The following is a 25,051-nucleotide window of genomic DNA, read 5'->3' on the forward strand; positions in this document are numbered from 1 at the left end:
CCGTGCGCAGCATCTCCCGACGATCAGAGACGAAAACGAGAAACGATGACGGCTGCTAACTGGCCCCCCCACTACTCGGGAGCGCTCGGTTCCCGCGCTCTCCTCCGCCCACGGCCTCCTCCGTCGCGCGACGGATCTCGAAGGGGTGAGGCGGAAGGCGCGGGAGGCCATCGCGCTAGAAGCTCCCCACGAGCTTGAACCCGCCAGGAGACGCCTGGGCCCCCAGCGTTGCGGTCTGGGGGCGCCCCGCCCGCGCGCTGCTGCCATCGGGCCAGAGCCACAGCGTGACCGCTGCGGCCGCTGCGACGCCGCCACCGATGAGCAGGCCGAAGCCAACCGTGGTCAGGGTCTTCCGTTCGTCGTCGATGGCCTGGAGCTGGCTGTACTCCACCGCTGGCAAGCTCGACCCTGGCTCCCTGCGCGCCGAAGCTTCCTCGATCTCGCGCCGCCGTCCGTCGGCGGTGAGCAGGAGGACTCCGCCCACGGAGCCCAGCGCGACCGCGGTGCCGGTGGCGATCCAGGCCATGGTGCGGCTCCGGGCCTGCCGTTGTGGCGAGAGCGCCACCCGCGAGATGGCCCCGCGCGATACGTCGACCTCGGCGCTCGCGAAGGCGCCATCCGTGAGCTCCAGCGACACGGCGTGGTGCCCTGGCGCGACGGGGACACGGCCGCCCGCGCCGGGCTTCACCGGAGCGCCATCGACGTGGACACTCGCACCTGCGGGCAACTGTCCGAACGCGAGCATCGCCTCCGCCGCGGGCACCACGAAGGAGACGGCTGACGCGGGAGCCCCGGCGGGTGCGCTGCCCGCGGGCCCCGAGGGCGATGCGCCGGGGGGCGGGGAACCGCCCAGATCGCCGTGACGGTCCTGAGCGACGAGCTCCACGGTGATCTTCGCGCCCGGCCGGCACCACGCGGCGTCCATCGTGGCGCGCAGCGGCCCCTCCAGGGAGGGCGCCATCGCCAGCTCGAAGGAGCCCTCCAGCGCCGAGGAGGTGACCCGCGCCGCGACGCGCAGCCACGCGGGCACCTGGTTGGCGGTCGCCGCGATCCGCACGGGCTGCCACGCCACTGCCGGAGCGTCCACCTTCAGCCCGGAGAGCGTGATCTGCGACCGCGCGAGCCGCTGTCCGCGCTCCTTGTCCGCCGCGGCCCGGCACGCGGCGCGCACCTTGGGCGATTGATCCCGGGCCACCTCGGGGTCGTACCCCGAGGCCACCACCGCCTTCGCGCAGGCGGCTTCGCCAGCAGAAGGACCCGCGGTCACCAGCGCCGCCGTGGTCTCGAGCAGGCCGGCCTCGACGCGCAGGGCATCGGGCACCCCCGTCGTCGGGAGCCCCGAGAGGGTCTTCGTCGCGTCCGCGTAAGCCCCGTTCTCGACCTGCTCTCGGGCGCGCGCGACGACACCCGCGAGATCCTGGGCGACTGCCGGCCGAGACATCCCCGTGATGCCAAGCGACGCAGCCAGAGAGAGCACTGCAGCAGCGCCCCGGGTGACACATGCCCTGGAGGCGCCGCGCGCCGCGGGCGCGGAGCGCACCCCGGGGACGGTCGGCGCGCCGGAGAGGGGGGGGCGCTGCCGGGTGGGAAGACGGGAGCGAGGGCGACTCATGGAGACTCCGTGCGGCGCAGGTCGACGCGCAGGAGCGTCGGCTGGCCCGGCTTGAGGACCACCGAGAGGGTGCGCGATGCTCCCAGCTCGGCGTTGCGCAGCACGACGCTGTGCGGTCCTGGTGGAAGCTGGATGGGGGCGATGGGCGTGGTGCCCATGGCCTTGCCGTCGACGGTGACCTCGGCCCAGGGCAGCACCACGACCTGCAGCGTACCCGGGCCGCTCGGCTCCTCCGCCGTGGCGCGGGTGCTCGGTGGCGGCCACGGCCCTGGCGCAGGTGACGGCGTGGGCGCCCCGCTACCGGGGGAGGTGGGGAGCTTGCCGGTCAGCCGAGGCTCGACGCCCTGCTGCGAGGCCGGCGGCGCCGCGGTCCCGGTGTGGCCTTCGGGGTGCCCGCTCTCCGGGGGCTTCTCGGCAGTCTTCGTGTCCTTCGCATCTGCGGTGTCGGACGCAGCCGGGGCCGCCGTCCCAGCAGTGCTCGGATCAGGCGCCGACGTGTCGCCCGCAGGCGATGCCGTCTCCCCAGGGCGTTGGCTGATCCAGAGGAGAAAGACCCCTGCAAAAGCTGTCGCCGCCACGAGGAGCAGCACGATCCACGATCCACGCCGCGACACGGGCGGGACGTCCACCCGGGGATGGCTGCCATCCGGCACGGATCTCGTCGGAGATGAAGACCTGTCGGGCGCAGAGGTCCTCCCCGAGCGGCCTGTCGGCACGGTCGGGAGTGGCGGGATCGCCGAGGGCGTCTCTTCCGGCGGTGCGTCGTCGGCTCCCGGGCGCTTCGTACCGCCGCGCTCCAGCACCGTCGGTGCCGAGTGGGAGCTCGGAGGCCCCGCCTCGTTGCTCCCTGCCTCACCCGCCGCGGGCGCGGCCGCCCCCCGCGCGTGGACCTCGGAGATGGGTGTCCGCGGGGTGTTGAGGCGCGCCGCGGGGGTCGCTCCCGCGCTGCCGCCGGTCTGGCTCCCCCCTCCTTGCCGGTGCGTGCCGGTCACTGCCTCGCCGAGTGCAGCCAGGGTCGCTTCCACCCGGCGCTTCAGCTCGGTCCGCGCCTCCTGCTCCGCCGTCGGACCCATCGCCCACAGCGCCGCATCGAGCGAGGCTGCCAGCGCTCCCGCGTCCTGGGTGCGCGCGTTCGGGTCGAAGGCAGCCGCCGCGTCGATGGCCTCCGCGAGCGCTGGAGGCGTGTTCGGCGCGAGCTCCAGGACGCGGGGCACCGGCGACATGCCGACCTTCATCATGAGCTGCGCCTGCGTCTCGCTCTTGCGCACCCGCCGCCCGATGAGGCCCTCCATCAAGGTGATGCCGAGCGAGAACACATCGGCCCGCTGATCGAAGGCCTCTCCACGCGCCTGCTCGGGAGGCATGTACGGGAGCTTCCCCTTGAAGACCCCCGTCTCCGTCTTCTCCCCCGCGAAGCCCGAGATCTTCGCGATGCCGAAGTCGGTGAGCCGCACCCGTGCGTCCCGCGCGAGCAGGATGTTCGCGGGGGAGATGTCGCGGTGGATCACCCCGAAGTTCTGGCCATCGTCGTCGCAGAGGGAGTGCACGGCCTCCAGCGCCCGCGCCACCTCGCGTCCCACGTAGGCCACGGCGGCAGGCGAAAGCGGTCCGCCGCTCTTCCGGATGAGCTTGTCGAGCGAAGGCCCGTCCACGTAGTCGAGCGCGAGGAAGACCGTGTCCTCGGCGACGCCAAGCTCGATGAGCCTGACGATGTTGGGGTGGTCGAGCCGGGCGATGACGTGCGCCTCGGAGAAGAACGACTCGTACGCGTAATCGTCGATCTCCACCTTGGAGAGCAGCTTCTTCAGCGCCACCCTCCGCCGGAAGTTCCGCGGCCCCTCTTCCTCGGCGAGCCACACCTCGCCCATGCCGCCCTTCCCGAGCAGGCGGATCAGCCGGTACTTGCCGGCGAACAGCGGCTCGGAGTTCTCGGCTCGGGGCTTCATCGGCACGCTGACCGGCTCCCGCACGCCTCGCGCGTCTCGCACACCCACGCGCGGTGCGCTTTCCTGTGGCTCGCTCGGGCTGGGCTCTCTTGCAGGTGACGCACTGGATCAGGGCTCGGGGAGGACGGCCATCCGGATGACGGCCGCCGATTCGGTCACATCGGTCCACGCGACATAGAGAGACCCACCGGCGACCACTGCAGCGGTGGCGTCCACGTTCGTGGAAGACAGGCGCTCGATCCGGGTGACCAGTGTCGCCACGCCCGACTCCGGATCCACAGTGTGCACCTGGAGCGAGGGCGCGTTGATCGACGCCCCCGGTGAGACGAGGAGCGCAGGCCGCCCTTCCCGGGCGACCCAAGCGGGACGCGGCGTGTCGCGCACCTGTCCCAGCGTCCCGACCGGCGTGTCACTCAGCGCGAAGGGCGGATCTCCCCCGCTCAGGGTCGCGTCCACGCGGCGCAGCTCCGCCTCCCCTGCCACCGGATCGGTCGGCAGCTTGTCCCCTCCCCGCTCCGAGGGCTGCAGGTACAGGAGCGTCCGCGTCGTCGCGTCCACCGCCATGCCCAGCGCCCCGAGGCGCAGCTCGGAAGGAGCACCCCCGCCCGCGAACAGCACGGCGCTCGGGCGCACGTCGTCCAGCACCCAGAACGCTGCGTCCTCGCGCGCGATGGCGCCGGCCACGCCGACCGCCACAGACTGCCCTCTCCGCACCCGGGAGAACGTCGCCGGGGCCTGCTGCGCGCCATCGAGCCCGAGCAGGAAGACCCCCAGCTCGCCGATGACACCTGCCTCGGGCTCGGTCTCCGGTTCACGTGTGCGCACGTAACCGAGCTCCACACGATCGCCGCGCGCGAGGAGCTTCGGGCGGGACACCGCGCCGTAGCCTGCGGTGTCCAGGCGCTCTTCCCCGGGCCACGCCGCCTCGAACTGCACCCCGCGCGTCTCGTTGCCCCAGGAGGGCAGGCGCACCCGGTAGGTGAGGAGCCGCGCCCTTGGCGAGTCGTCCTCCGGCAACCGCGTCGCGCTCACCGCGAGGAGCAGGTCCTCGTCCGAGACCCCGAGCACGTCGTAGAAGGGCTCCACCGAGCCCTCGTCCGCGACGAAGCTCGTCACCAGGTCCATCGTGGGGCCCACCGACCCATCGGCGCTGACCCGGGCGCCACGGAAGCGCTGTCCCTCCGGCCCGTATGCGTAGGTTTGCCAGACGACCAGCACCCCCTGGCTCTGGGGGATGAGCTTGAGATCCTCGCCGCGCAGGTTCTCGACGCGCGTCACGGTGATCGGCACCGACGTCCCTGGCTCTGCGCACACCCCGCGGATGCAGTCGTAGCCTTCGGGGCACGTCCCTTCCGAGCAGAGCGCCGGCAGCGCGCCGTACTCGGGCGCGGTGCACGCGGTGCTCCCGACACCGAGCACCAAGAGCGCTCCGAGGGCGGCCCTCGTCACTGCCCACCCTCGAACGGAACGACCGCAACCCACAGGTCCATCAGCGACTCGTGGAACTCGGTCCAGGCCACGTACACCTTGCCGTCTGCGGCGAAGGCGCGCGCCGAGTAGATCTCGTTTCCGCTCGTGCGCGGCACCCGCCCGACGCGCACCGGGGCATCGGTTCCCGGGGACCAGAAGCCCACGTCGAGCGTGGAGAAAGAGGCGTCTCCCTCGAGCGCGAGCGGCGCGATGAGCGCCCCGCCCTCGTAAGGCGTCCCGGTGTAGGGCTCGAGCGCTGCCTGGAGGACGCCGCCGGGAGCCTCGCCGAGCACGTCACCCCCGGTGGTCATGCGCGCGAAGCTCACCGCGTAGGTCCCCGCGCGCTCGTCGTACGCCTCCCTCCGCAGCACCAGCACCTCGTCCCCCGCCGCGTAGAGCGGCACCCCATCCAGGAGCGCAGGAGGCGCCAGATCGCCGGCCGCGTCCACTTTTCCGATGGCGAAGGTCTCGAACCCCACCCGCACCGTCAGCGCGTCTTCGCCGCTCCGCCCGCTCCGCCAGAGCACACAGTCACCCGACAGCGGGAGAATGTCGGCCGGGAGCGGCTGCGTCCCCACCTGGGACTTGCCCCACACAGACCCGTTGCGGGTGATCCTCAGCACCTCCACCCGCCCCCCTTCGGAGGGCCGCGTCCAGGCGACGTCGATCGCGCCGGAGGCCGCCACCGCCCCCACGTACGGCGGCTCCACGCCGCCCAGGAACGGCTCGGTCTCCGCGTAGAGCCGCTCGATCCCGGGCGACGTCTCCCCGGGCGCCTCGCGCTCCACGGCGAGGATCTCCAGCGTCATCGCGTCCTCGTCGACGTTGGGGAAGCGCAGCATCGCCATCGCGTAGCGCGCGTCGTCGAGGGCCACCACGCTCGACGAGATGGGCATCTCGTCGCCATAGCCGAGCAGCAGCTTCGGTGCGGAGGCCACGCCGTCCGGCGACACGAGGATCTCGTACACCCCGTGCGCGTCCGGCGAGAACCCATCGTTCACGACCAGCGCCGCGCCGCCCCCGGCACGCTCCATCCAGTACATCTCGGCCGCGTTGATCCACGTCACCCGCGCCGGCCGCGAAGGACCCACCGCTGCGCCCTCGCGCACGCAGACCGTGGACTGGCAGGCGTACCCCTCGGGGCACACCTCACCTGCCCCGCAAGCAAACGGGACATCGCCGAGCTCGGGCGCGCAGCCCGAGGCGAGGAAGACCGCAGCGGCCAGCGGAAAGCGGCGCATTCCCGGGTTATATCCGTGAGGAGCGACGCCGGGAAGAGCAGCCTCGCGTGATCAGCCCTTCTCTCCCCGGCCCTTCTTCTCGTAGCGCGCGAGGAACGTGCTCAGGCTCGCGCCCTGGGCCTCACGCAGCGCGCTGCACAGCGAGATCTCCTCCACGGCCTGCGCCAGGCGTCGGGGACCGCCCGTGAGGCGGCCGATGCGCTCGCGGAAGAAAGCGTCGAGATCCGCCGCCGCTGCAGCGTCGCAGAGCCCCGATCCCACGAACGGCAGGTCCCCCAGCAGCTCCCCGGGCATGCGCTTCACGAGCGCGTCGAAGTGCTCCTTCACGAACCCCAGCGCCGTCCCTGCCATGCGCGCGTCGCCCGGGAACAGCAGCCACACGGTCTCCCGCACGTCCAGCGTGTCGGCGAGCACGAGCCCCATCACCTCCCGGGCGATCGCCGGATCCGCGAAGTCACGGAGCGCTCGCAAGAGGATCGTCCGACGCTTCATCTCCTTCTCCTTCAGGGCCTCGGCGCGCATCCGATCGAAGAGCTTCCGGTCGCCGTGGCGCGCGGCAATCGCCAGCACCGTGTCCACCACCTCCGGCTCCAGCGACGCTGGATCGGCCAGGTAGCCGTCCGCCAGACGCCGCGCCTCGGCCACCAGCGAGGGCTCCTCGCCCCGGTTGGCCGTGAGCCTCAGCAGCCTCGGCCTGAGGAGCCGCAGCGCCTCGCTCTCTCCCGCCCTGGGCTTGAACCCGAGGGCGCGCGCGCGGGCGCCGAACACCTCACGCACGAAGCGCGCGTAGGCAGGGGCGAGTGCCTCGGGCACGTGAGACCGAGGTACCCCGGCCGCGATCCCGAGCGCCGCCTCCAGCACCCGCGGGTCCGGATCCTTCGCGGCCTCCACCACCACCCCGAGCGCATCGGCGATGGGAACCTTCCCCGCAGACGTCAGCGCCTCGAGATCGCGCAGCACCGTGACCCGCTCCACCAGCGAGAGCGGCGCTCCTCCACGCCCCCCGCGCCCGATCAGCGCACGGAGCGCCTCCTCGTCGTAGGCCACGTGGTAGTACCCAGCCCCGCCCGCCTGCAGCATCGCCCAGGCAGGGCAGCGTGCCCCCGCCCCGAGCGGCACCACCACCGACGGCTGCGACACCACCGTGCACGCGCGCGTCTCCGCGCCCTTGCGACCCCCGCCATCGAGCCGGTAGCACACCGGGATGCTCCAGGGCGCAGAGGCGCCTCCCGCCCCTGCAGATCCCATCGGCAAGAGCCGCTCCTGCGTCAGGCGGAGCGCCGGTGCAGCGCCCGCCTCGCAGGTGATCTCCGACCGGAGCAGCGGCACCCCGGGTTGGTCGAGGAAGCTCGACAGCACCGCCGAGACCTCCTTCCCTCCCACCTCCTGCATCGACGCCAGGAAATCTGCCGACGTCGCCGTCTTGTGTGCATGCCGCTCCAGGTAGCGCCGCACCCCTTGCATGAACCGCTCGGGCCCCAGCCACCCCTCCACCATCGAGAGCACCGTGGCCCCTTTCTGGTAGGTGATCGGGTCGAAGGCGTTCTGGATGTCGTCCTTGCTGACGATCTCCTGGCGGATCTTCCGCGCCGACACGAGCGCGTCCTGCGACATCGCCCACGCCGCCGCCTGCGCCTGCGCGATCTCCTCGTCCCAGGACGGCTGCCACTGCTTCACGGCGCGGCTCATCACCCAGTCCGCGAACGCCTCGTTCAGCCAGATGTCGTCCCAGAACGCCGTCGTCACCAGGTTGCCGAACCACTGGTGCCCCAGCTCGTGCGCCATGATCCGCCCGAAGCCTCGCTTGAACGACGGCGTCTCCTCATCCGGCTTGGCCAGTGTCAGGGGCATGGAGAACGTGATGAGCCCCGGGTTCTCCATGGCCCCGAACGACACCAGCTTCGGGACCGGCACCACATCGAGCTTCTCGTACGGGTAGGGAATCCCGAGCTGCTTCTCGAGCACCCCGAGGAGCGCCGGCGTCGCCTCCTTCGCCCACCGCGCCTCGGCAGCGCGCCCCCGGGGCACGGCGATCCGAACCGGGGTCTGCCCCGCGCCCGCCTTGCCGGCGTCGACCAGCTCGAACGGCCCCACCGCGAACGCGACGAGGTAGCTCGGCAGCGGCTTCGTCTCGGCGAACCGCACGAGCTTCATCCCCTCGCCTGCCGGCTCCTCCGAGACCACGGGCGTGTTCGACAGGGCCATCTCACCCGCCCGCACCCGCAGGGAGAGCTGCCAGGGCACCTTGAACGAAGGCTCGTCGAAGCAAGGGAACGCCCGCCGCGCCTCGACACTCTCGAACTGAGAGAACACGAACTTCGCCCCCCCCTCCTCCTCGACGAACACGCCCCGATCGTCCTTCGAGGACACGGCGCCGCGGTAGCGCAGGGTGAGCTTCGCCTTGCCCGGCGGCACCACCCCCTCCAGCGCCACGCCGAGGTGCTCTTCCCCGCCGGGCACCACGCGCGCGCCCACGCGCTTGCCGGAAGCCTCCACCTCCACCCGCTCGACCGAGATCGCCTTCGCGTTCAGCCAGAGGACCGAGGTGGGCTCGGTGAGGTCGAGGTCGATCACGATCTCCCCCTCGAGCGCCGCCTCCCCGGGCAGCACGGTGAGGGTGGCGCTGTAGCGCGACGGGGACACCGTGCGCGGGAGGCGGATCCCGGGCGGGGTGAACCCTCCCTTGCCGTCCACCTGACCGCTCTCCGCGTCGGACGAGGCGAGCGCGGGCGGCGCCCCGGAGGGCGGGGGCGGCGCGGGCGGCGACGAAGCGCACGAGGCGGTGGCGAGCGCGGCGAGTACGGCGGTGAGCGTGGTGATCCGAGGGTTCGGGCGGCGCATGGGTCCTCCGGGAGGGGCGCAGGGCGAGGCCCATCCTAGTACGCCATCCCCGAGGTTCGTCTCTGCTCCTTCGAGGCCCGCTCGACCGGAGACCGGGATGGCGCTGCTCGGGAGCCCTAACTGCGGGAGCGGTCAGCGCGGCGGCGCCGGATCCAGCACCCGCACCTCGCAGGTCAGGTAAGGCAAGAACTGGGTGAAATGTTTGCCGTTCGCCGTCACCAGCACGTCCATCCCGTGGCGCGCGGCCGTCCCCGCGATCGCTGCATCCCGCTGCCAGGCGTTCACCAGGGCCCGCCGCTCGCGCCGCGCCCCCTTCTTCGTCGGCGCGCCGACCCGCGCTGCCAGCGCTGCCGCGCGGATCGCGCAGGGCTCGTCGAAGGCCAGCACGTTGAAGCGCTCCCCCACGAAGCCGAGCGTCGCCTCGACGTCTCCGTGCGCGCGGGCGAAGACCATCAGCTCCTGGAGGGAGACGGCGGAGATGTAGAACGTGGGCTCGACCTTGAAGCTCGACAGCGTCCACCGCAGCGGGGCCCTGAAGGGCGCCTGATCCCCCATCCAGTACGACACGACGTTGGTGTCGAAGAGGATCCGCATCAGGTCGACCGGGGCCAGAGTGAATCCATGTAGTCGCGCACGTCGTCCGTGCCCCACACCGCGCCCAGCGCGCCCCGCGATCGGTCGTGATCCACCAGCGCATCACGTACCTTGAGCGCCGGCCGTAAGCCGACCACGCTCGGCTCGCACAGCTCCCCCTCGCACGTCACCGCGGCCTCCACCTCCACGATCGCCTCCTCCCCCCAGAGGCGCCGCGCCTCCTCGCGCAGCTCGGCGCGGAGGGTCACAACCGGAGGGCCAGCTCGCGGCGCACCTGGTGAGCGTAGCGCAAAGAATGGCACCGAGATCTCCCCCGAGGACCGCCGGAGCACGCCGGAGCGCGGCCCGTCGAGGTCGGACAGGGGGCGCCGCGATCACACGGGACACCTCTCTTCGAGACGCCCCGTGCCGGGCGGGGCGTTCAACCAAAGAGGCTGCGGAACGGGTGCGTCGCGGCGGCCGCGGCGGTGCTCGCGCGCGGCTTGACCAGCCCGGCGGCGCGGGTCGAGACCAGGGCCCCGGCGCCCGTCAGGAGCACGGCGGCCCACACGATGTTGCCGACGTACGGGAGGGCGCCGAGCACGAGCAACCCCGCGCACCCGGCGGCGAGGTGCACGTACGGGTTCCGCGTGCGGTGGCCGAGGACGGCGGCCCCTGCGGTCTCCAGGACGGAGCAGGAGGCGATGAACACCGCGAGGATGGCGGCCAGGAACCCCACCGCCGCGAACGGGATGCCGATGATGGTGATGCACATGGCCGCGAGCATCACGATTCCCGTCAGGATGCCGACGATGCCGCGCGCGAAGGAGCGCATGGGGTGGGCGGCGATCTCCACCTTGAGCGTGTCCATGCGGCCGGGGGCGAGGGCGAGGAGCACCGCGCCGAGCACGAAGAGAAACGCCATGCGCGTCACGGCGTCGCCCGCGTCGTTCAGCGCCCGCTGGAGGCTGAACCCTTCCTCGTCCTCGTTGTGCGTGGTGGCGTCGACGTTGCCGGCGAGGATGGCCTTCTCGCCGCGCTGGAGAGAGCCGCCCCGGACGCCGATGTCACCGTCGATGCGCGCCCCATCCTCGACGGTGATGGAGCCGCCCATCGTCGACACGTCGCCGCGCACGCGGGCGCCGTTCCGGAGGGTGACGTTGCCGCCCGCGATGGTGATGTCACCCGTCACGTTGCCGAGCACCTCGAGCGAGCCGCCCACGACCGACACGTCGTGGACCACCTCGTCCTTCTCGATGCGCAGGTTCGTACCGACCACGCTGCGGTCGCGGTTGCGCTTCTTCCCGTGCTCACCTCCCGCGGCGCGCTCCTCGCCGTCGTCGCTGTCGTCGTCGTCGTCGTCATCGTGCGCGGCAGCAGCCGCGGCAGCGGGGGCCTCACCTGCGGCGTCACCCTCAGGCACCGCCTCGGAAGGCCCCTGGGCGGGGGCCTCCGGGCCTGCGACCTGCGTCGGAGCAGGCAAGCCAAGCAGCCCCTGAGGCGCAGGAGGCCCGAGCGGCAGCAGGGGCGCAGGGATGGAGTCGGCCTCCAGGGCGGCAGTGGGCACGGCGGCGACGCTCGCCCGGGAGATGGCGAGCAAGGAGCCATCGCGGTGGACCACGTAGTCGCCATCGGCGAGGAGCAGGTCGAGTACCTTGCCAGCCGGCTGCCCCTTCACGTGGATGTCCACCCGATCGGCGGCCGGTGCGTTCACGATCACGCTCCAGCCGGCCTCGCCCGCGAGGCGCTTGAGGGCCTCGTTGCGGGGAACGCCGTCGAGGTCGAGCGTGATGGCCTTGTCACGGCTGGGCCACTCCCCCTCGCGCTTGACGGCGGCCGACGTCACACCGGCGAAAGAGAGCGAGAGCGCGGCCGCGGCGCCGCCGCCGAGCATCCGTGCCGCCCACCGCTTGCTGGTCAACGTTCTCATCCCTGTTCTCCTTGTTCTGGCAGGATCCTGCGCTGCGCGGCCCGCGCCACGCAGAGACCGAACACCACGAGCAGCGCTGCCGACACCCAGGGCAGCAGCGAAAGCGATCCGCGCGTCGCGAGCGCGCCCGTCTCCACGAGGGTGCGGCACATGCGCACCGCGAACAGGAGCAGGCGCCCGAACGCCCCGAGGTCGGCCCCGAGCGTCCACAGGCGAGGCACTGCGGCGAGCGCGGCGACGGCCAGCGCCGCAGCCACGGGCACGAGCGGCAAGGGGCGCGACGCGAGAGACGCGGGCCGCGCGGGCGCTGGCGCTGCCGAGGGTGACGCCGAGGGTGACGCCAGGGGCACCTCGACGACGGCGACCACGCTCCCCGCAGCCGGCTGGTGCACGGGTTCGCCCGACACCGCGCGAAGAGGCGCGTGCTCGCCCTTCGCAGCGACGAGAGACTCGCCCACGCGCAGCGACAGGAGCGCCGCAGCCCCGAGGGCGCTGGCACATGAAGCACAGCTCTCGGCATGGACCACGGCGGCGTCGGGCAAGAGCGCGACCTCGCCATCGGCCAGGGCCGAGAGCGCGACCTCGCCGAGGTGGCCGTCGTCCTGCCACACCAGATCGAGCGGGAGCTTGTCGTCACACTCCATGGGCTCACTCTCCCAGCGCCGCGGCGAGGCTGCGCCTGCCGCGGGCAATCCATGTCGCCACCGTCCCCAGCGGGATGCCGAGACGACGGGCGATGTCCTGATAGCTCTGCCCCTCCACGTGGAACGCCAGCAGCGCCTCGCGCTGCGGCGCGGAGAGCTCGGCCAGTGCCTGCTGCGTGCGCCGCGCGCGCTCGGTCAGGGCGGCACGCTCCTCGGGCCCCGGACCGGGGTCCACCAGCGCATCGATCGGTGACGCTGCGTCCTCCTCGCTCTCCGACGCGGCGTACGTCGCGTGCGGCGCCTGGCGGTCGCGGCGCTCGCGGCGCTCACGGCGGAGGGTGTCGAGGGCGACGTGGCGCGCGATGCCCAGCACCCAGGGCCTGAGGGGCTCCCCTTCCTGCAGCCGCGCGTGCCCCTCGATGGCGCGCGCGAGCGCCTCGTGGGCGCCGTCCTCGACGTCAGGGTGATCCACGCTCCGGCCGAGCACGCAAGCGATGAGCGCGCGCACGGCAGGACGGAGTGCGGTCAGGTGAGGGGGCGCCATGGAGGGCCCACGCTCGGACCCCGAGGTCACCGCACCTGACGGTGCCCCCGCCCCACCAGCGCCAGACCCGGCGGTCGCTCGGCCCCCATCGTCCGTACCCGCCGCTGCAGCCACGCCTGCCGACACGCCAGCGTCCAGCGACGCGAGGTCGGCCTCGGGCGACGGCGCCGGGCACGGACTGACGTGCTGGGCTGGCATGAAGGCGTGCAGCATGCGGATGCTTGCCTATTCGCGCGAGGGCCTCGCGAAATTTCACCCCGCTGACGAGGCTCGTCAGATTTTCATCGAGCGGCTTCCGCCGTGTCCTGTCCCACATCCACGTGGGCCCGCACCGGGCCGGACGACAGGCGTATCGAGGTACGCACCGCTTCACATATGACTGCAACGGTGCTCGCAAGCACCGGGTTCGGTGTGTTGTGGCTGGATGGGATCGGATACGCTGCACGAAGAGAGGGGACCGCGCGGCGTGCTGTCCGGACGCACGCGAACGAGGGGGAGCACATGACGAAGCACGACCCGCAGGAGCACAACGGGGAACCGCAGGCGGCCTCCGCAGAGGCAAACGCGGGGGGGGACAGCGAGCATGCCCGGCTCACCACGCGGTGCCGCGAGCTGGAGGCGATACTCCGCACCATCCTGGACCACGTGCCCCTCATCGCGTGGCGCCTCGACCGTGAGGGGATCATCCAGTTCGCGGACGGTCGCGGGCTCACGAACGCCGGGATCAAGAAAGAGGACCTGATCGGCGCCAACGCCTTCGAGATCTACCCCGACGACGTGGCGGTCCCCGTGCGCGCCGCGCTCGCAGGTGAGATCATCCACGCCCCGAGCGAGGCGCACGGCATCTCCTGGGAGAACTGGGACGTCCCCCTGCGCAACGACGCCGGAGAGATCACCGGCGTCCTCGCCGTGTCGCTCGACGTCACCGAGAACCGCCGCGTGGAGCGCGAGCTGCGCAACCAGCTCGACGTGGTGATGCGCCAGCGCCAGGTGATCCAGGACCTGTCGACGCCCATCCTCCAGATCTGGGAGGGCGTGATCGCGCTGCCGATGATCGGGGTCATCGACAGCATGCGCACCGCCGAGGTGATGGACAGCCTCCTCGACGCGGTGGTGCGCGACAGGGCGCGCTTCGCGCTGCTCGACCTGACCGGCGTGGAGGCGGTGGACACCAAGACCGCCAGCTACCTCATCGACCTGGTGCGCGCCATCCGCCTCCTCGGAGCCGAGGGGGTGATCACCGGCATCCGCCCGAGCGTGGCGCAGACCATCGTGGCCCTCGGCGTCGACCTGAGCGAGATCACCACCCTCGGCAACCTGAGAGCCGGGCTGCGCCACTGCATCGTCCAGATGCGCCGGGAGCAGGTCGCCGCGAAACAGGAGCCCCGCAAACCCTCCGCCTGATACAAGCAGCAGGAGATCCTCCCGCGTTCCGGAGCGACGGGCACGACGCCCGTGGCTGTGACCCGCGCTGGAGCGTCCGGGGACATCGCGAGGATCATGGCGGCGATCGGAGAGCTTGCGGCCCTGGGTACTGCGGGCTGCTGGGTGGTCAGCTCGCTCGCGTTCACGGCGTCGGCGCGCCGCATCGGGTCCATGACGTTGAACCTGGTCCGGCTGGTGCTGGCGCTCGGGTTCCTCACCCTCTTCTGCTGGCTCTACCGAGGCCTGCCGCTGCCGCTCGACGCCTCGCCGTCCACGTGGGGCTGGCTCTCCGTGTCGGGGGTGGTGGGGTTCGTGCTCGGAGACCTGTGCCTGTTCCGCGCGTTCCTGCTCGTTGGTCCCCGCATCTCGATGCTGATCATGTCCCTCGCGCCGCCAGTCGCGGCGGGACTCGGCTGGATCTGGCTCGGTGAGCGGCTGAGCCTCGCCGATCTGGCGGGCATGGCCGTGACGCTCGGAGGCGTGACCTGGGTGGTGGCCGAGCAGCAGCCAGCGCCGGGCGCCGCCGGCAAGGCGGGTGAAGCGGGTGAGGCGGGCACGGCGACTGCGGGAGCCGCGGGGGCCAGCGTGAGCGGCATGGCCGGCGTTCCCTCCTCTGCGCCTCCAGCGTCGCTCGCAGGCCTCGCCCTCGCCGCGCTGGGAGCGCTGGGGCAAGCCGTGGGGATGGTGCTCAGCAAGCGGGGCATGGGCACCTACGATGCCTTTGCCGCGACGCAGATCCGGGTGCTCGCCGCGATCGCCGTCTACGCCGCACTCTTCGTCGCCATCCGGTGGTGGGGTCAGGTCGCGCAGGGCGTGCGTGATCGGGCAGGCATGGGCTTCGCGGCGCTCGGCGCGCTCGCCGGTCCCTTCGTCGGGGTGTCGCTCTCGCTGGTCTCGATCCAGCACACCAGCGTGGGCGTGGCGACGACGCTGATGTCCACCACCCCCGTCCTGATCATCCCGGCCGTGATGGTGCTCCACCGCGAGCGCGTGAGCCTGCGGGCCGCCCTCGGCGCGGCGCTCGCGGTCGGCGGGGTCGCGCTGCTCTGGGTTCGCTGAGCCTCCACGCGACCGAGGACACCGCCTGCTCCCCCGGGTGACGGAGGTCAGCGCGCGAGCATGGGCGCGAGGCGCTGCAACACCTCGTCGGGCGCCTCGTGGTGGGGCGCGTGGCCGCGCCGCATCACGTGGAGCGTGGCCCGCGGGAGCATCGCCGCAGCAGCGATGCCGAGCGGTGCAGGCAACAGCGCGTCGTGCTCGCCCCAGAGGAGCACCACCTCGGCATCGATCTCCTGGAGGCGCTCGCGGCGGTGCGGGACGGGCCCGAGCGCTGGCGCGAGCACCCGGAAGGCCCTCGCCGCGTCGCGCCGGCCATCCGACACGGCGGCGAGCTCGGCGTGCAGCGCGTCCAGGCGGCGCGCGGTCGGCGACGCGGCGCGCGCACCGGCCAGCGAGAACAGGGCCGACGCCGCGCGACCCGCGGCGCGCTCGGGCCCGAGCAGGAAGTAGGCGCGCCCGAGGGCGCTCATCTCCGGCCCGAGGCCCATGGGCGCGAGGAGGCCGAGCCAGCGGGGCCTCGCGCGGCGACGCAGCGCGATCTCGAGCGCGCAGAAGCCTCCGAGCGAGTGGCCCACGAGCGGCGCCTCGTCGAGGCCGAGATCGCAGAGCAGCGCCTCCACGGGCTCGACGAAGAAGCGCAGGGCCTCCTCCACGTCGCCCCGCGCGTCCTCCGGAGCCTCCCCGGGGGTGCAGCTCCCGGTCGACCCTTCCGTGATGTCCTCGGGAGCGCGCGCCGGGAAAGGAGGCCACGCGGAGTGGCCGAACCCCGGCAGGTCCACGGCGATCACCCGGTGGGTCCGAGCGAGCGCCGGGAGCAGCGGCAACCAGCTCGACGCCGCGTGCCCACGGCCGTGCAAGAGGACGAGCGGCGGGCCGCTCCCGCCCTGGAGGATCCTCAGCGCGACGCCCGCTGCGCCGCGCCGCTTGACCTCGAACGGAGGCACGCCCGAGCCGAGCTCGTCGAGGATGTCGGCCTCGACCGGACCGGGCCGCGAGACCACCGCGTACACCTTGCTCATGGCTGGAGCCGAAGGGGGCGGAGAAGACACCGGAGCGGCCCGCGTTGCAAGCGTCCCGCAGCCGCCTCAGCGCGCGCGCCGGGGGGAGACGAGTTTCCCCGGCAGCCCTCGCAGCCAGGTGAGCACGCCGAAGGGCGCGTCCGCGGTGGCACGCAGGTCGGCGAGCCCCTCGTGGAGGTAGAGCAGCCAGCCCGAGCGCACGAGCCAGATCCACACCACGGCCTGAAGGCAGAGCGCCGCGCACCACCCGCCGAGGAGCAGCCCGAGGGCGCCTCCGCGCACGGGCTCGGCCTGCCTCCACGCGGCGAGCACCGCGCCCGGCAGGAGCGTCGAGATCACGGTGCTCGACACGAACAGCCCCGAGGAGCGGAGCGGGTGACGGACGAAGACCCGCAGCGCGAGCAGCAGCGTGCGGCGCACCCGGCGGCGACCATCGGCGGCGGTGATCAACCGGCACCAGAAGACGAGCGCCCCGACGGCGGCCATCCACAGCACGGTGAGGCCCACCGAGGCGAGCGGGAGGTAGAGGGCCCTCGCCTCGCCGCTCCAGCCGGCGCGGTAGCCCATCACGTCGAGGCGGCGAAACAGCGCCCCGATCAGCCCCGCGCCGACGGCGGTGAGGATCACGCCGACCGCGACCGCGCGCAGGAACGGCCAGAGGTGGGTGAGGCCGCGCTTCCACACCACCGCCAGGACCCGGCGCTCCTTGGGAGGCCTCGGGCCGAGCAGCGCGACGGCGCCCCCGGTGAGGAGCTGATCCCCGAGCACCGCCAGCACCACGGAGACGGCGAGCGCCGCCGCGTAACCGTCGGGCAGGTCGCGGGCGAGCTGCAGCAGGCGCGCTACCGGGAGCCTCCCGGGCACCTCCGTGAAGTACGGCCTGCGCGCCGCGCCGGCGTCGAGCCCGAGGAGGGCCGTGACCAGTGCGGGCGACGAGGCCAGCACCACCATCACCAGCCGCAGCAGCGCCAGGCGCAGCGCGCCCGCCGGAGGCCGGAGCCCGTCGAGCACGGGCCGGAAATGTGCGTTCATAGCCACAGCGAGGCGCCTCCCGCGATCCACTCCGCGACCGCCCCCAGCCAGAAGCCCCAGTCCCGCGCGAACCCCTCGTCCGCGTCGACGGCGAGCGCGTTGTTCTGGGGCGCCGCGTCCACCTGGATCTTGTGCGCAGGGTCGACCCGCGCGTCGACGAGCGGCGCCCCCCGCAGCACCCGGTAGCGGCGCCACCGCGCGCGCCCGTCCCAGGTGTCGTGCACCACCGCCCCGTCGGCGAAGCGCAAGAGGACCTCCACCGGCAGCGTGGCCCACCCCGGCCCGGTGATCGTCACCTCGCTCGTGAAGTGGCCGTCGTCGGCGCGGTGGCCGCGGTGGTCCGGGAAAGGCGCGAGCTGCTCGGGCTTCATCTTCACGCGCTGGATGGTGCCCGTCCGCTCCTCGCTGCCGCTCACCCACCCGGGATCGAGGATCTCCACGAGCACCTGCCCGTCCTCCTCGCGCGCCTCCTCGGGGAGGCCCACCCCCGCATGCTGCGCGCGGTTCTCGCGGGTGACCACGAGCGGCCCCTCGGCGGTGATGATCCGGCCGAGGGGCACCTTGAAGCGGGTGACGTCCGCGTCCGTCACCGCGTAATCCGGCAGGTGGTCCTTGCCGAACGCCTCGCGGCAGAAGGCCTCGAACTCGGCGCCCCCCACCTCGGCCGCGACCTTCAGGAAATCCTCCGTGTCCGGGTGCTTGAAGACGAAGCGGCGGAAGTACTCGGCGAACACCCGGTCCACGCGCTCCTGCCCGAAGAGCGCCGCCGCGGTCGCGAAGGTCACCGCGCTGCGCGGGTACGCCTGCAAGCTCCAGGTCCCGTCCTCGAACAGCCAGGTGGGGCGCTTGCGCATCGGCTCGTGGATCGTCTCGGCCGCGGACCCGAGCCGGAGCGCCCCCAGCTCGGCCCCCTCGACCCGACGCCCCAGCACGTACCCCAGCGAGGCCGCGTCCCCGTAGAGCGCGCGGGTGATCTCGCCCTCCCAGTAGCTGTTGAACCCCTCGTCGAGGAACGCCTCCTCCTGCTCGTTCGAGGCGAGCAGCCCGTGGAAGTACTGGTGACCGAACTCGTGGATGTTCACCACCTCCCCGAGCCGCACCTGCGACAGGAGCGGGTTGTCCACCAGCCTGTCGCCGCTCCCCCCGGTGATGAACGTCGGGTACTCCATGCCCCCGGTTGCACCGGCCCAGAACGGCGGCATCACCACGGTGAGCACGTCGTACGGATACGGCCCCACGCGGCTCCCGAGCACGTCGAGCGCCCCGGCGATCGACTGGTGCCAGCGGGGGATCTGGTGCTCCGTGCCCGCGGGGACCATGTAGCGAATGTCCACCGTGGGCCCCCCGCCCGCGGGGCTGTGCCGCTCCCAGCGATCGACGAGGTGCTGGCTCGCCACCAGCGCGAAGTCGATCACCGCCCGCTGCGTGTACCGCGCCGTGACCAGCCCATCCGTGCGCGGCGCCATCCCGGCGGCGGGCGGCGCGAGGCGGCCGGTGGCGCCCACCATCCAGCCCGGCGGCGTGGCGAAGGTCACGTCGTAGTCCGCGAAGTCCGCGTAGAACTCGGTGGGCCCGTGGAACTGCCGCGCCGCCCGCCGCGCCGCTGGCGCGTGGCGCACCCCCGCCGGCTCGATGACGCCGATCTTCGGATACCACTGCCCCACCAGGAAGTAGCCGCGCCCGCCCCCGGTCCGCGCCATCGGCTCCGGAAGCCTCCCGGTGAAGGTCACGTTCAGCACCACCACCTCGCCGGGCGCCGCCGGCTGCGCCAGGGTGATCTCGCCGAGGCTCCGGTCGAAGGGGTTCCCGTCATCGGGCTGGATGGGGCGCCACGACACCTCGCGCTCCTCGTTCCCCACCCGCTGGGTGATGGTCACCGGCTCCATGTAGCCCCACGGGTCGGGGTTGCGCGCGAGCAGCTCCGACTCGCCGGGGCGTCGCGGCGCCGACTCGCGCATCCAGGTGGTCTCCTGGTGGGCGAAGCCGTTCAGGTAGAGGTGCATCGGCAGCGCCGCGATGGACTCCCCCGTCTCGTTGCGCCAGCGGATCTCCTCCTTGCCTTCGAGGCCGCGCGTGTCCGGGTGGAGCTCGGCCTCGATGCGGTACGACACCGGGACCGGTGGCAGATCGAGCGCCAGCGCCACCTCCGGGGCGCCGACGGTGGTCGTACACGCGGCAGCGAGGAGGCAGAGCCGGGTCGTCGAGAGCGCGGCAGGGAAGGTCCCCGCAGTGCGTCCACGCGTTGGGCGGAGGAGCATGCGGCGGGGACTCTACTCCACTAGGGTCCCCCGAACGCCAGCGTGTCGAGCAGCGCCGCCCCCAGCGCCGCCGCGAACACGTCGAGCGTGAACGGGTCGTCCCACCGCGTCACCTCGCGCGGGTCGAGGGCATGGTGGGTCTCCACCAGGACGGAAGGCATCGTGGGCCGGCGGAGCACGAAGATCCGCTCCTCCAGCGCGTGCCGGTCCAGGAACACGCCGCGCTGCGCTGCGTCGGGCGCGTAGAGCCCCGTGTACTCCGCGCCGTCGTAGGGCAAAAACCCCGCCTCCTCCAGGCGCGCCGCCACCCTGCGCGCCAGCGCCGCGCGCCGCGCCACGAGCGTCGCTTCCCCCTCGTCCGACCACAGCACCGAGAACCCTGGCGAGAGCACGCTCACGGGGCACCCCCCCTCCCGCCGCTCCGGCTTCCCGCGCACGTCCGAGTGCAGGCTCACGAACGCCTCCGCGCCCCAGGCGTCCGCGTCCTCCACCCGCTCGTGGTACGTCACGGGCCTGTCGCCTTCACGGCTCACGCGCAGGTCGAACGCGCCGGTGGCCTCCAGCCTGCCCGCGACGGCGCGCGCCGCCGCGAGCGTGAACGTCTCCTCCCGCTCGCAGCGGCACGAGGTGTTGCCCCGGTTGTTCGGGGCGCCATGCCCCGCGTCGATCACCACGCGGTGCGGCACGCCTGGCGGTGGCAAGCGCAGGTCGGGCACCGACAGCGTGGCCCCCGGCGCCGGCCAGCGCGGCGCGTCAACAACCGGCGCGCGCGCGCGCACCCCGTCCTCACGGCCCTTGCGTGACCTCACCGCCCACGCCAGCACCCCGAGACCCACAGCGCCCGTCATCCCCAGGAGCACCCGCCTCCGAGACCCTGCTCTCCCCGCATCCCTCTGCGCCGCCGACCGTTGCTTCTCCAGGTAGCCGATGGTAGCGGCAAGCATCCGTCGCGCGCCAGCCGCCCTCTCTCAGCGACGCGCGGCGCGCACCCGAGGAGGACCCGATGCGCACCACCAAGATGTCCGGCCGCATGATCACGCCCCACACCTTCGGCGAAGCCTTCGAGCGCGCCGTCGCCGCCGTGCGCCAGACGGGTCGCGGTGTCCTGCGCTCGGGCGCCGTCGCCGGCGCGATGGTGCTCGCCGCCGGCCCTGGCGTCACCGGGTGCCTCGCCGAGGCCGGAGACGAGGCGACGCTCGCGATCGGCGACCTCGACCTCGCCGAGCAGGACTGGGCCCAGTACGAGGGCCAGCGCAACACCGCCATGGTGACCTACGAGAAGTCCCACTGGCACAACTACACCGGCTGCGGGAGCCGCATGGGCTGCACCGGTGTCGACGTGTTCGTCAAGCTCCGGGTCAAGCCCGTCGCCGGCGCCAACCTCGACAACAAGCGCGTCGGCATCATCTACAAGAGCGGCGGCCAGGGCACCGAGGTCACCGCGACCGGCTACTACTTCTCCACGCGCAGCAACGGCGACGAGGAGTGGCACGTGAAGGTCAGCCTCCCCTCGTACGTGCAGCAGGTCTTCACCTTCAACGCCTGGTACCAGGACGGCGCCGGCCACACCTACTACGACGACAACAGCGGCGAGCTGCACGTGGCCAACTACGGCGCCACCTCCACGGTGATCTACCGCGACACCTCGATCCCGGACCTCACCCTCACCTCCGCGGGCTTGCAGGGCACCCTCAAGGCCAACATCGCCGACCTCGACTACGACAAGAGCGTCGTCGTCCGCTGGACCACCGACGGCTGGCAGACCTTCACCGACACCCCCCTGGCCTTCGACGCCGACCTCGGCAGCCTGAACGAGAAGTGGGCGGTCACCTTCAACGTGGCCGGCGACTTCCAGCAGGTGCAGTACGCCATCGTCTACCGCCACGGCGTGGTCAACGGCGCCGACGTCTACGAGTTCTGGGACAGCAACAACGGCGCGAACTACACCGTGAACCGCCAGTGAAGCGCGCGTGAACCGCGCGTGAGGCGCCCGTGAAGCGTCGGTGAGGCAGCGCGCCGGCCGGGCATTTCCGGCGAGCCCCGGGCGGCGCCCCCTGTAAACTCCGCCGCCCTCCGTGCGCCGTCACCTCGCCACCCTGCACCTGCCCGACGAGGGCCAGGTCGTCTTCCGGCACCGCCCCTCCCGCCCCGTCCCCTTCGTCGATCTGCGCGGGGACCTGACCCACTGGTATCACGCCGACCCCATGCGCCCCGTCGGCGACGGCCACTTCGAGGCCGTCGCCCGCCTGAGCGCCGGCATCTACGGCTACAAGTTCGCCCTCATCGACGGCGGCTGGGAGCTCGACGCCCACAACCCCCGCACCCGCAGCGTCGACGGCGTCCAGAACAGCGTGCTCTCCGTGGGCGGCGCCGCCGAGCCCGTGCTCCATGCGCCCGCGCGCCCCTGGCTCTTCCGCGAAGACGACGGCCGTGTCTGCGTGCGCGCCGGCCTCCGCCGCGGCCACGGGGAAGCGCTCACCGTGCGCTGGGACGAGGGCGATGGCCCGCGCACCGCGACCATGGCGCTCGCCGCCGAGGAGGACGAGCACCTCCTCTTCGAGGTCCACCTCCCCGCCTCCGCGCAGAAGCTCGAGTACCTCTTCCTCCTCGACGATGGCCGCCCCGTGGGCCGCGAGGGCGGCGCCGCCCAGGCCTTCCGCCCCGAGCCCCGCACCCTGTCTCTCGCTCCCCTCGCCGCTCCCGCCTGGTGGCGCGAGGCCGTGCTCTACACCATCTTCGTCGACCGCTTCCGCCGCGGCGGCGCAGGTGGTGCAGGCGGCGCAGGCGGTGACTGGAGCACCACGCCCCTCCAGGGCGGCGCGGGCGCGCTCGCCGCGGCGCCGTACCCCCCGCGCCCTCCCGAGCAAGGCCGCGCCGGCGGCGACCTCGCCGGCATCGTCGAGGCCCTCGACCACCTCGCCGATCTCGGCGTCACCGCCCTCCACCTCACGCCCCTCGCCCTCTCCACCTCCTCGCACCGCTACGACGCCCTCGACCCGCGCGCCGTCGACCCGGCCCTCGGCGGCGACGCCGCCCTCCAGCGCCTCCTCGACGCGGCCCACCGCCGCGGCCTCAAGGTGCTCTTCGACCTCGCCCTCACCCACGTTCACCGCGACTTCCCGCCCTTCGTCGACGTGCGCGCGCGCGGCCCCGATTCCCCCTACTGGCACTGGTTCCGCGCCACCCGCTGGCCCTTCTTCGAGGGCCTCGACCCCGGCTACGCGCACTACCAGAACGGCGCCTGGGAGCTGCCCCTCCTGGAGACCGCCCACGAGGAGGTCATCGAGCACCTCGCCGCGACCTGCGCCGCCTGGGTCGCCCGCGGCGCCGATGGCCTGCGCATCGACGCCGCCGCCGACGTCCCCCTGGGCACCCTGCGCCGCATCGCCCGCGAGGTGCGCCGCGCCCGCCCCGACGCCGTCCTCTTCGGCGAGGTCACCCCCGACAACCTCCACCGCTGGACGGCGGGCCTGCTCGACGCCGCCACCGACTTCGGCGCCCAGAAAGCGCTCGACGACTGGCTCGTCCGCGGCCGCGGCGCCGCCCGCGCCAGCGCGCTCCTCCTCCGCCGCCGCTTCTACCGGGGAGGCCCGGGCCACAGCGCCCTCGCCTTCACCGCCACCCACGACCAGATGCGCCTGCGCACGCGCCTCGGCGATCCCGCACGCGCCCGCCTCGGGCACCTGCTCGTGCTGCTCCGCGCCGCCATCCCCGCGCTCTACTACGGCGACGAGGTCGGCCTCACCAGCGCCTCCGCCGGCGCCTCCGCCGACGCTTCTGCCAGCGCCTCCGCCAGCGCATCCGTCGACGCTTCTGCCGAGCGCGCCTTCGAGGACGTCTGGCCCGATCGCCTCCCCATGGAGTGGGACGCGTCGCGGTGGAACCACGAGACCCTCGCGCTCTTCCGGAGCGCCCTCCGCCTCCGCCGCACCACGCGCGCGCTCCGCGAAGGCGACGAGCTGTTCCTGCCCGCCGAGGCTGCCGACGACGGCCCGGCCCCTCCTCACGTCCTCGTCCTGCGCCGGGCCGCGGGCGCGGAGATCATCGACGTGCTCCTCAACGCCGACGCCTCCCCCTGCGAGGTCCGCCTTCCAGAAGGCGCGCCCTCGTTCGCCGAGCCCCGCCTCACCCTGGGCGCAGCGAGCGTCGACACCGAGCGCGGCACCGTCTCCCTCGGCCCGCAGGCGGCCATCGTGCTCCGCCGCGCCCTCCCGCCCGAGATCGACCTCGCCGCCAGGGAGCTGCTCCGCACGAGCCGCGCCCGCGCCCTCACCGCCTTCCGCGAGGGCGACCTCGCCCCCCTCGCGCTCCCCGTGCACCTCTACGTGACCGTCACCGAGCGCTGCAACCTCCGCTGCCGCCACTGCATCACCGCAGCCCCCCGGAGAACGCGCGAGGGCACCGCGCGCACCCTCAAACCCTGGCTCGTCGACGCCCTCGGCGAAGCCTTCGCCGCCGCCGAGTACGTGGGCTTCGTCCACGGCGGCGAGTCCCTCACCGCCGGCATCTTTCCCGAGGTCCTCGCGGCCCTCCAGCGCGCCCGGCAGGGCCAGCCGACCGACGTGCACCTCCTCACCAACGGCATGCTCCTCGACGGCGCCACCGCCCGCCGGATCATCGCCCTCGGCGTCACCAGCGTGGCCTTCTCCCTCGATGGCGCCACCGCCAGCACCAATGACGCACTGCGCGAAGGAGGCAGCTTCCCCACCATCATCACCCATGTGCGCGAGACCCTCGCCGCCCGGCGCGCCCTCGGCGCCGACCTGCGGGTGGGCATCTCCACCGTGGTCAGCCGCAGCGCCGTGCGCGAACTCCCCGACCTCGGCCGGCTCGCCATGGACCTCGGGGTGGACTGGCTGAAGGTCGAGGAGATGGTGCCGTCCACCCCCCTCGCCGCCCACGAGCTGCTCTCCCCGCACGCGCCCGCCGTGGAGGAGGCCATGGAGGCCCTGCGCGAGGCCCTGCGCGGCTCCCCGGTCGTGCTCGTCGACCACCGGGCCCCCCCCACCGGCTGCGCCTGCGAGGCCCGCACCCGCCCCGAGCTGCGCGCCTTCCGCGAGGCCGATGATTACGCCAACCGGGCCCGCTTCAACACCTGCCGCATGGCCTGGGAGCAGGCCGCGGTGGATCCGGACGGGACGGTGCACCCCATCGATTACGACCACCCGCCCGTCGGGAACCTCCTTCAGCAGAGCCTGCTGGAGATCTGGAATGGCGAGGCGATGCAGGCCCTCCGCGCCGACGCCCTCCGCAGGGTGCCCAGGGCGCGACGGATCTCGTGTCCGACACGGAATGACTGATCAGTAGTACCGGTCTGCCATTGCATCAGGCGCCGCGGCGGCCGGGCGCATGGACCATTCGGCACGGAATGACTGATCAGTAGTACCGGTCCGCCATTGCACCGCCCCCCCGAAAACCCGGCGAATGGCGTGCACGGCACGGAATGACTGATCAGTC

At 72.9% G+C, this 25,051-nt stretch carries 18 protein-coding genes; 4 read left to right on the plus strand and 14 right to left on the minus strand.

Features of this window, described 5'->3' with window-relative positions; genetic code table 11:
* Positions 1-175: 175 nt before the first annotated feature.
* The 10 genes from CAP_RS32485 to CAP_RS32530 form a co-directional block, all read right to left on the minus strand.
* Entirely contained in the window at positions 176-1,612 is a 1,437-nt protein-coding gene (locus CAP_RS32485; RefSeq protein WP_197041452.1) for a hypothetical protein, read from the minus strand.
* A complete protein-coding gene (locus CAP_RS52780) occupies positions 1,609-3,558 on the minus strand; it encodes a protein kinase domain-containing protein (RefSeq protein WP_197041453.1) in 1,950 nt (649 codons plus the stop codon). Before CAP_RS52780 ends, CAP_RS32485 begins: the two co-directional genes overlap by 4 nt.
* Before the next feature lie 108 nt (positions 3,559-3,666).
* Positions 3,667-4,980 carry a hypothetical protein gene (locus CAP_RS32495; RefSeq protein WP_231511817.1) on the minus strand — a complete coding sequence of 438 codons (1,314 nt, stop codon included), beginning with the start codon at positions 4,978-4,980 and terminating at the stop codon, positions 3,667-3,669.
* Positions 4,981-5,003: 23 nt separating this feature from the next.
* The gene (locus tag CAP_RS32500) at positions 5,004-6,269 is read right to left on the minus strand and encodes a hypothetical protein (RefSeq protein WP_044247993.1); all 1,266 of its coding nucleotides are present in this window, start codon (positions 6,267-6,269) and stop codon (positions 5,004-5,006) included.
* Between the two features lie 51 nt (positions 6,270-6,320).
* Positions 6,321-9,110 carry a M1 family metallopeptidase gene (locus CAP_RS32505; RefSeq protein WP_052376437.1) on the minus strand — a complete coding sequence of 930 codons (2,790 nt, stop codon included), beginning with the start codon at positions 9,108-9,110 and terminating at the stop codon, positions 6,321-6,323.
* 132 nt (positions 9,111-9,242) lie between these two features.
* Positions 9,243-9,704 carry a type II toxin-antitoxin system VapC family toxin gene (locus CAP_RS32510; protein WP_044247994.1) on the minus strand — a complete coding sequence of 154 codons (462 nt, stop codon included), beginning with the start codon at positions 9,702-9,704 and terminating at the stop codon, positions 9,243-9,245.
* Positions 9,704-9,952 carry a hypothetical protein gene (locus CAP_RS32515; RefSeq protein ID WP_044247995.1) on the minus strand — a complete coding sequence of 83 codons (249 nt, stop codon included), beginning with the start codon at positions 9,950-9,952 and terminating at the stop codon, positions 9,704-9,706. The genes CAP_RS32510 and CAP_RS32515 overlap by 1 nt, the downstream gene beginning before the upstream one ends.
* 173 nt (positions 9,953-10,125) lie before the next feature.
* Positions 10,126-11,613, minus strand: a complete 1,488-nt coding sequence (locus tag CAP_RS32520) for a DUF8173 domain-containing protein (RefSeq protein ID WP_156041340.1) — start codon at positions 11,611-11,613, stop codon at positions 10,126-10,128.
* A complete protein-coding gene (locus CAP_RS32525; protein WP_156041341.1) occupies positions 11,610-12,257 on the minus strand; it encodes a hypothetical protein in 648 nt (215 codons plus the stop codon). Before CAP_RS32525 ends, CAP_RS32520 begins: the two co-directional genes overlap by 4 nt.
* 4 nt (positions 12,258-12,261) lie before the next feature.
* Positions 12,262-13,014: an RNA polymerase sigma factor gene (locus tag CAP_RS32530; RefSeq protein ID WP_044248000.1), complete on the minus strand. Its 753-nt coding sequence runs from the start codon at positions 13,012-13,014 to the stop codon at positions 12,262-12,264.
* A 288-nt stretch (positions 13,015-13,302) separates the two neighbouring features.
* Between CAP_RS32530 and CAP_RS32535 the strand changes: the two genes are divergently transcribed.
* Together CAP_RS32535 and CAP_RS32540 are read left to right on the plus strand one after the other, a co-directional pair.
* Positions 13,303-14,205, plus strand: a complete 903-nt coding sequence (locus CAP_RS32535) for an STAS domain-containing protein (protein ID WP_081865499.1) — start codon at positions 13,303-13,305, stop codon at positions 14,203-14,205.
* Positions 14,206-14,301: 96 nt separating this feature from the next.
* Positions 14,302-15,285 (plus strand): DMT family transporter, encoded by a 984-nt coding sequence (locus CAP_RS32540; RefSeq protein ID WP_044248001.1) that lies wholly within the window; start codon positions 14,302-14,304, stop codon positions 15,283-15,285.
* Positions 15,286-15,332: 47 nt separating this feature from the next.
* On the opposite strand, the gene CAP_RS32545 is transcribed toward CAP_RS32540, so the two are convergent.
* The 4 genes from CAP_RS32545 to CAP_RS32560 all read right to left on the minus strand — a co-directional run bounded on the left by CAP_RS32545 (position 15,333) and on the right by CAP_RS32560 (position 20,538).
* A complete protein-coding gene (locus CAP_RS32545) occupies positions 15,333-16,304 on the minus strand; it encodes an alpha/beta fold hydrolase (RefSeq protein WP_044248002.1) in 972 nt (323 codons plus the stop codon).
* A gap of 66 nt (positions 16,305-16,370) precedes the next feature.
* The gene (locus CAP_RS32550; protein WP_044248003.1) at positions 16,371-17,336 is read right to left on the minus strand and encodes a hypothetical protein; all 966 of its coding nucleotides are present in this window, start codon (positions 17,334-17,336) and stop codon (positions 16,371-16,373) included.
* A complete protein-coding gene (locus CAP_RS32555) occupies positions 17,333-19,594 on the minus strand; it encodes a M1 family metallopeptidase (RefSeq protein WP_044248005.1) in 2,262 nt (753 codons plus the stop codon). The genes CAP_RS32550 and CAP_RS32555 overlap by 4 nt, the downstream gene beginning before the upstream one ends.
* A gap of 20 nt (positions 19,595-19,614) precedes the next feature.
* A complete protein-coding gene (locus tag CAP_RS32560) occupies positions 19,615-20,538 on the minus strand; it encodes an N-acetylmuramoyl-L-alanine amidase family protein (RefSeq protein WP_081865500.1) in 924 nt (307 codons plus the stop codon).
* Between the two features lie 59 nt (positions 20,539-20,597).
* On the opposite strand from CAP_RS32560, the gene CAP_RS32565 reads away from it, so the two are divergent.
* Positions 20,598-21,557, plus strand: a complete 960-nt coding sequence (locus tag CAP_RS32565; RefSeq protein WP_044248007.1) for a carbohydrate-binding protein — start codon at positions 20,598-20,600, stop codon at positions 21,555-21,557.
* Between the two features lie 112 nt (positions 21,558-21,669).
* Positions 21,670-24,894 carry an alpha-amylase family glycosyl hydrolase gene (locus CAP_RS32570; protein ID WP_044248008.1) on the plus strand — a complete coding sequence of 1,075 codons (3,225 nt, stop codon included), beginning with the start codon at positions 21,670-21,672 and terminating at the stop codon, positions 24,892-24,894.
* The last annotated feature ends 157 nt before the right edge of the window (positions 24,895-25,051 follow it).

The organism is Chondromyces apiculatus DSM 436 (assembly GCF_000601485.1).
GTDB lineage: Bacteria > Myxococcota_A > Polyangia > Polyangiales > Polyangiaceae > Chondromyces > Chondromyces apiculatus.

What these genes read in the sequence shown, in the direction of transcription:
- CAP_RS32485 (WP_197041452.1), bottom strand. Translation starts at nt 1,612, where the DNA reads ATGAGTCGCCCTCGCTCCCGTCTTCCCACCCGGCAGCGCCCCCCCCTC.
- CAP_RS52780 (WP_197041453.1), bottom strand. Translation starts at nt 3,558, where the DNA reads ATGAAGCCCCGAGCCGAGAACTCCGAGCCGCTGTTCGCCGGCAAGTAC.
- CAP_RS32500 (WP_044247993.1), bottom strand. Translation starts at nt 6,269, where the DNA reads ATGCGCCGCTTTCCGCTGGCCGCTGCGGTCTTCCTCGCCTCGGGCTGC.
- CAP_RS32505 (WP_052376437.1), bottom strand. Translation starts at nt 9,110, where the DNA reads ATGCGCCGCCCGAACCCTCGGATCACCACGCTCACCGCCGTACTCGCC.
- CAP_RS32510 (WP_044247994.1), bottom strand. Translation starts at nt 9,704, where the DNA reads ATGCGGATCCTCTTCGACACCAACGTCGTGTCGTACTGGATGGGGGAT.
- CAP_RS32520 (WP_156041340.1), bottom strand. Translation starts at nt 11,613, where the DNA reads ATGAGAACGTTGACCAGCAAGCGGTGGGCGGCACGGATGCTCGGCGGC.
- CAP_RS32525 (WP_156041341.1), bottom strand. Translation starts at nt 12,257, where the DNA reads ATGGAGTGTGACGACAAGCTCCCGCTCGATCTGGTGTGGCAGGACGAC.
- CAP_RS32530 (WP_044248000.1), bottom strand. Translation starts at nt 13,014, where the DNA reads ATGCTGCACGCCTTCATGCCAGCCCAGCACGTCAGTCCGTGCCCGGCG.
- CAP_RS32535 (WP_081865499.1), top strand. Translation starts at nt 13,303, where the DNA reads ATGACGAAGCACGACCCGCAGGAGCACAACGGGGAACCGCAGGCGGCC.
- CAP_RS32540 (WP_044248001.1), top strand. Translation starts at nt 14,302, where the DNA reads ATGGCGGCGATCGGAGAGCTTGCGGCCCTGGGTACTGCGGGCTGCTGG.
- CAP_RS32545 (WP_044248002.1), bottom strand. Translation starts at nt 16,304, where the DNA reads ATGAGCAAGGTGTACGCGGTGGTCTCGCGGCCCGGTCCGGTCGAGGCC.
- CAP_RS32550 (WP_044248003.1), bottom strand. Translation starts at nt 17,336, where the DNA reads ATGAACGCACATTTCCGGCCCGTGCTCGACGGGCTCCGGCCTCCGGCG.
- CAP_RS32555 (WP_044248005.1), bottom strand. Translation starts at nt 19,594, where the DNA reads ATGCTCCTCCGCCCAACGCGTGGACGCACTGCGGGGACCTTCCCTGCC.
- CAP_RS32560 (WP_081865500.1), bottom strand. Translation starts at nt 20,538, where the DNA reads ATGCTTGCCGCTACCATCGGCTACCTGGAGAAGCAACGGTCGGCGGCG.
- CAP_RS32565 (WP_044248007.1), top strand. Translation starts at nt 20,598, where the DNA reads ATGCGCACCACCAAGATGTCCGGCCGCATGATCACGCCCCACACCTTC.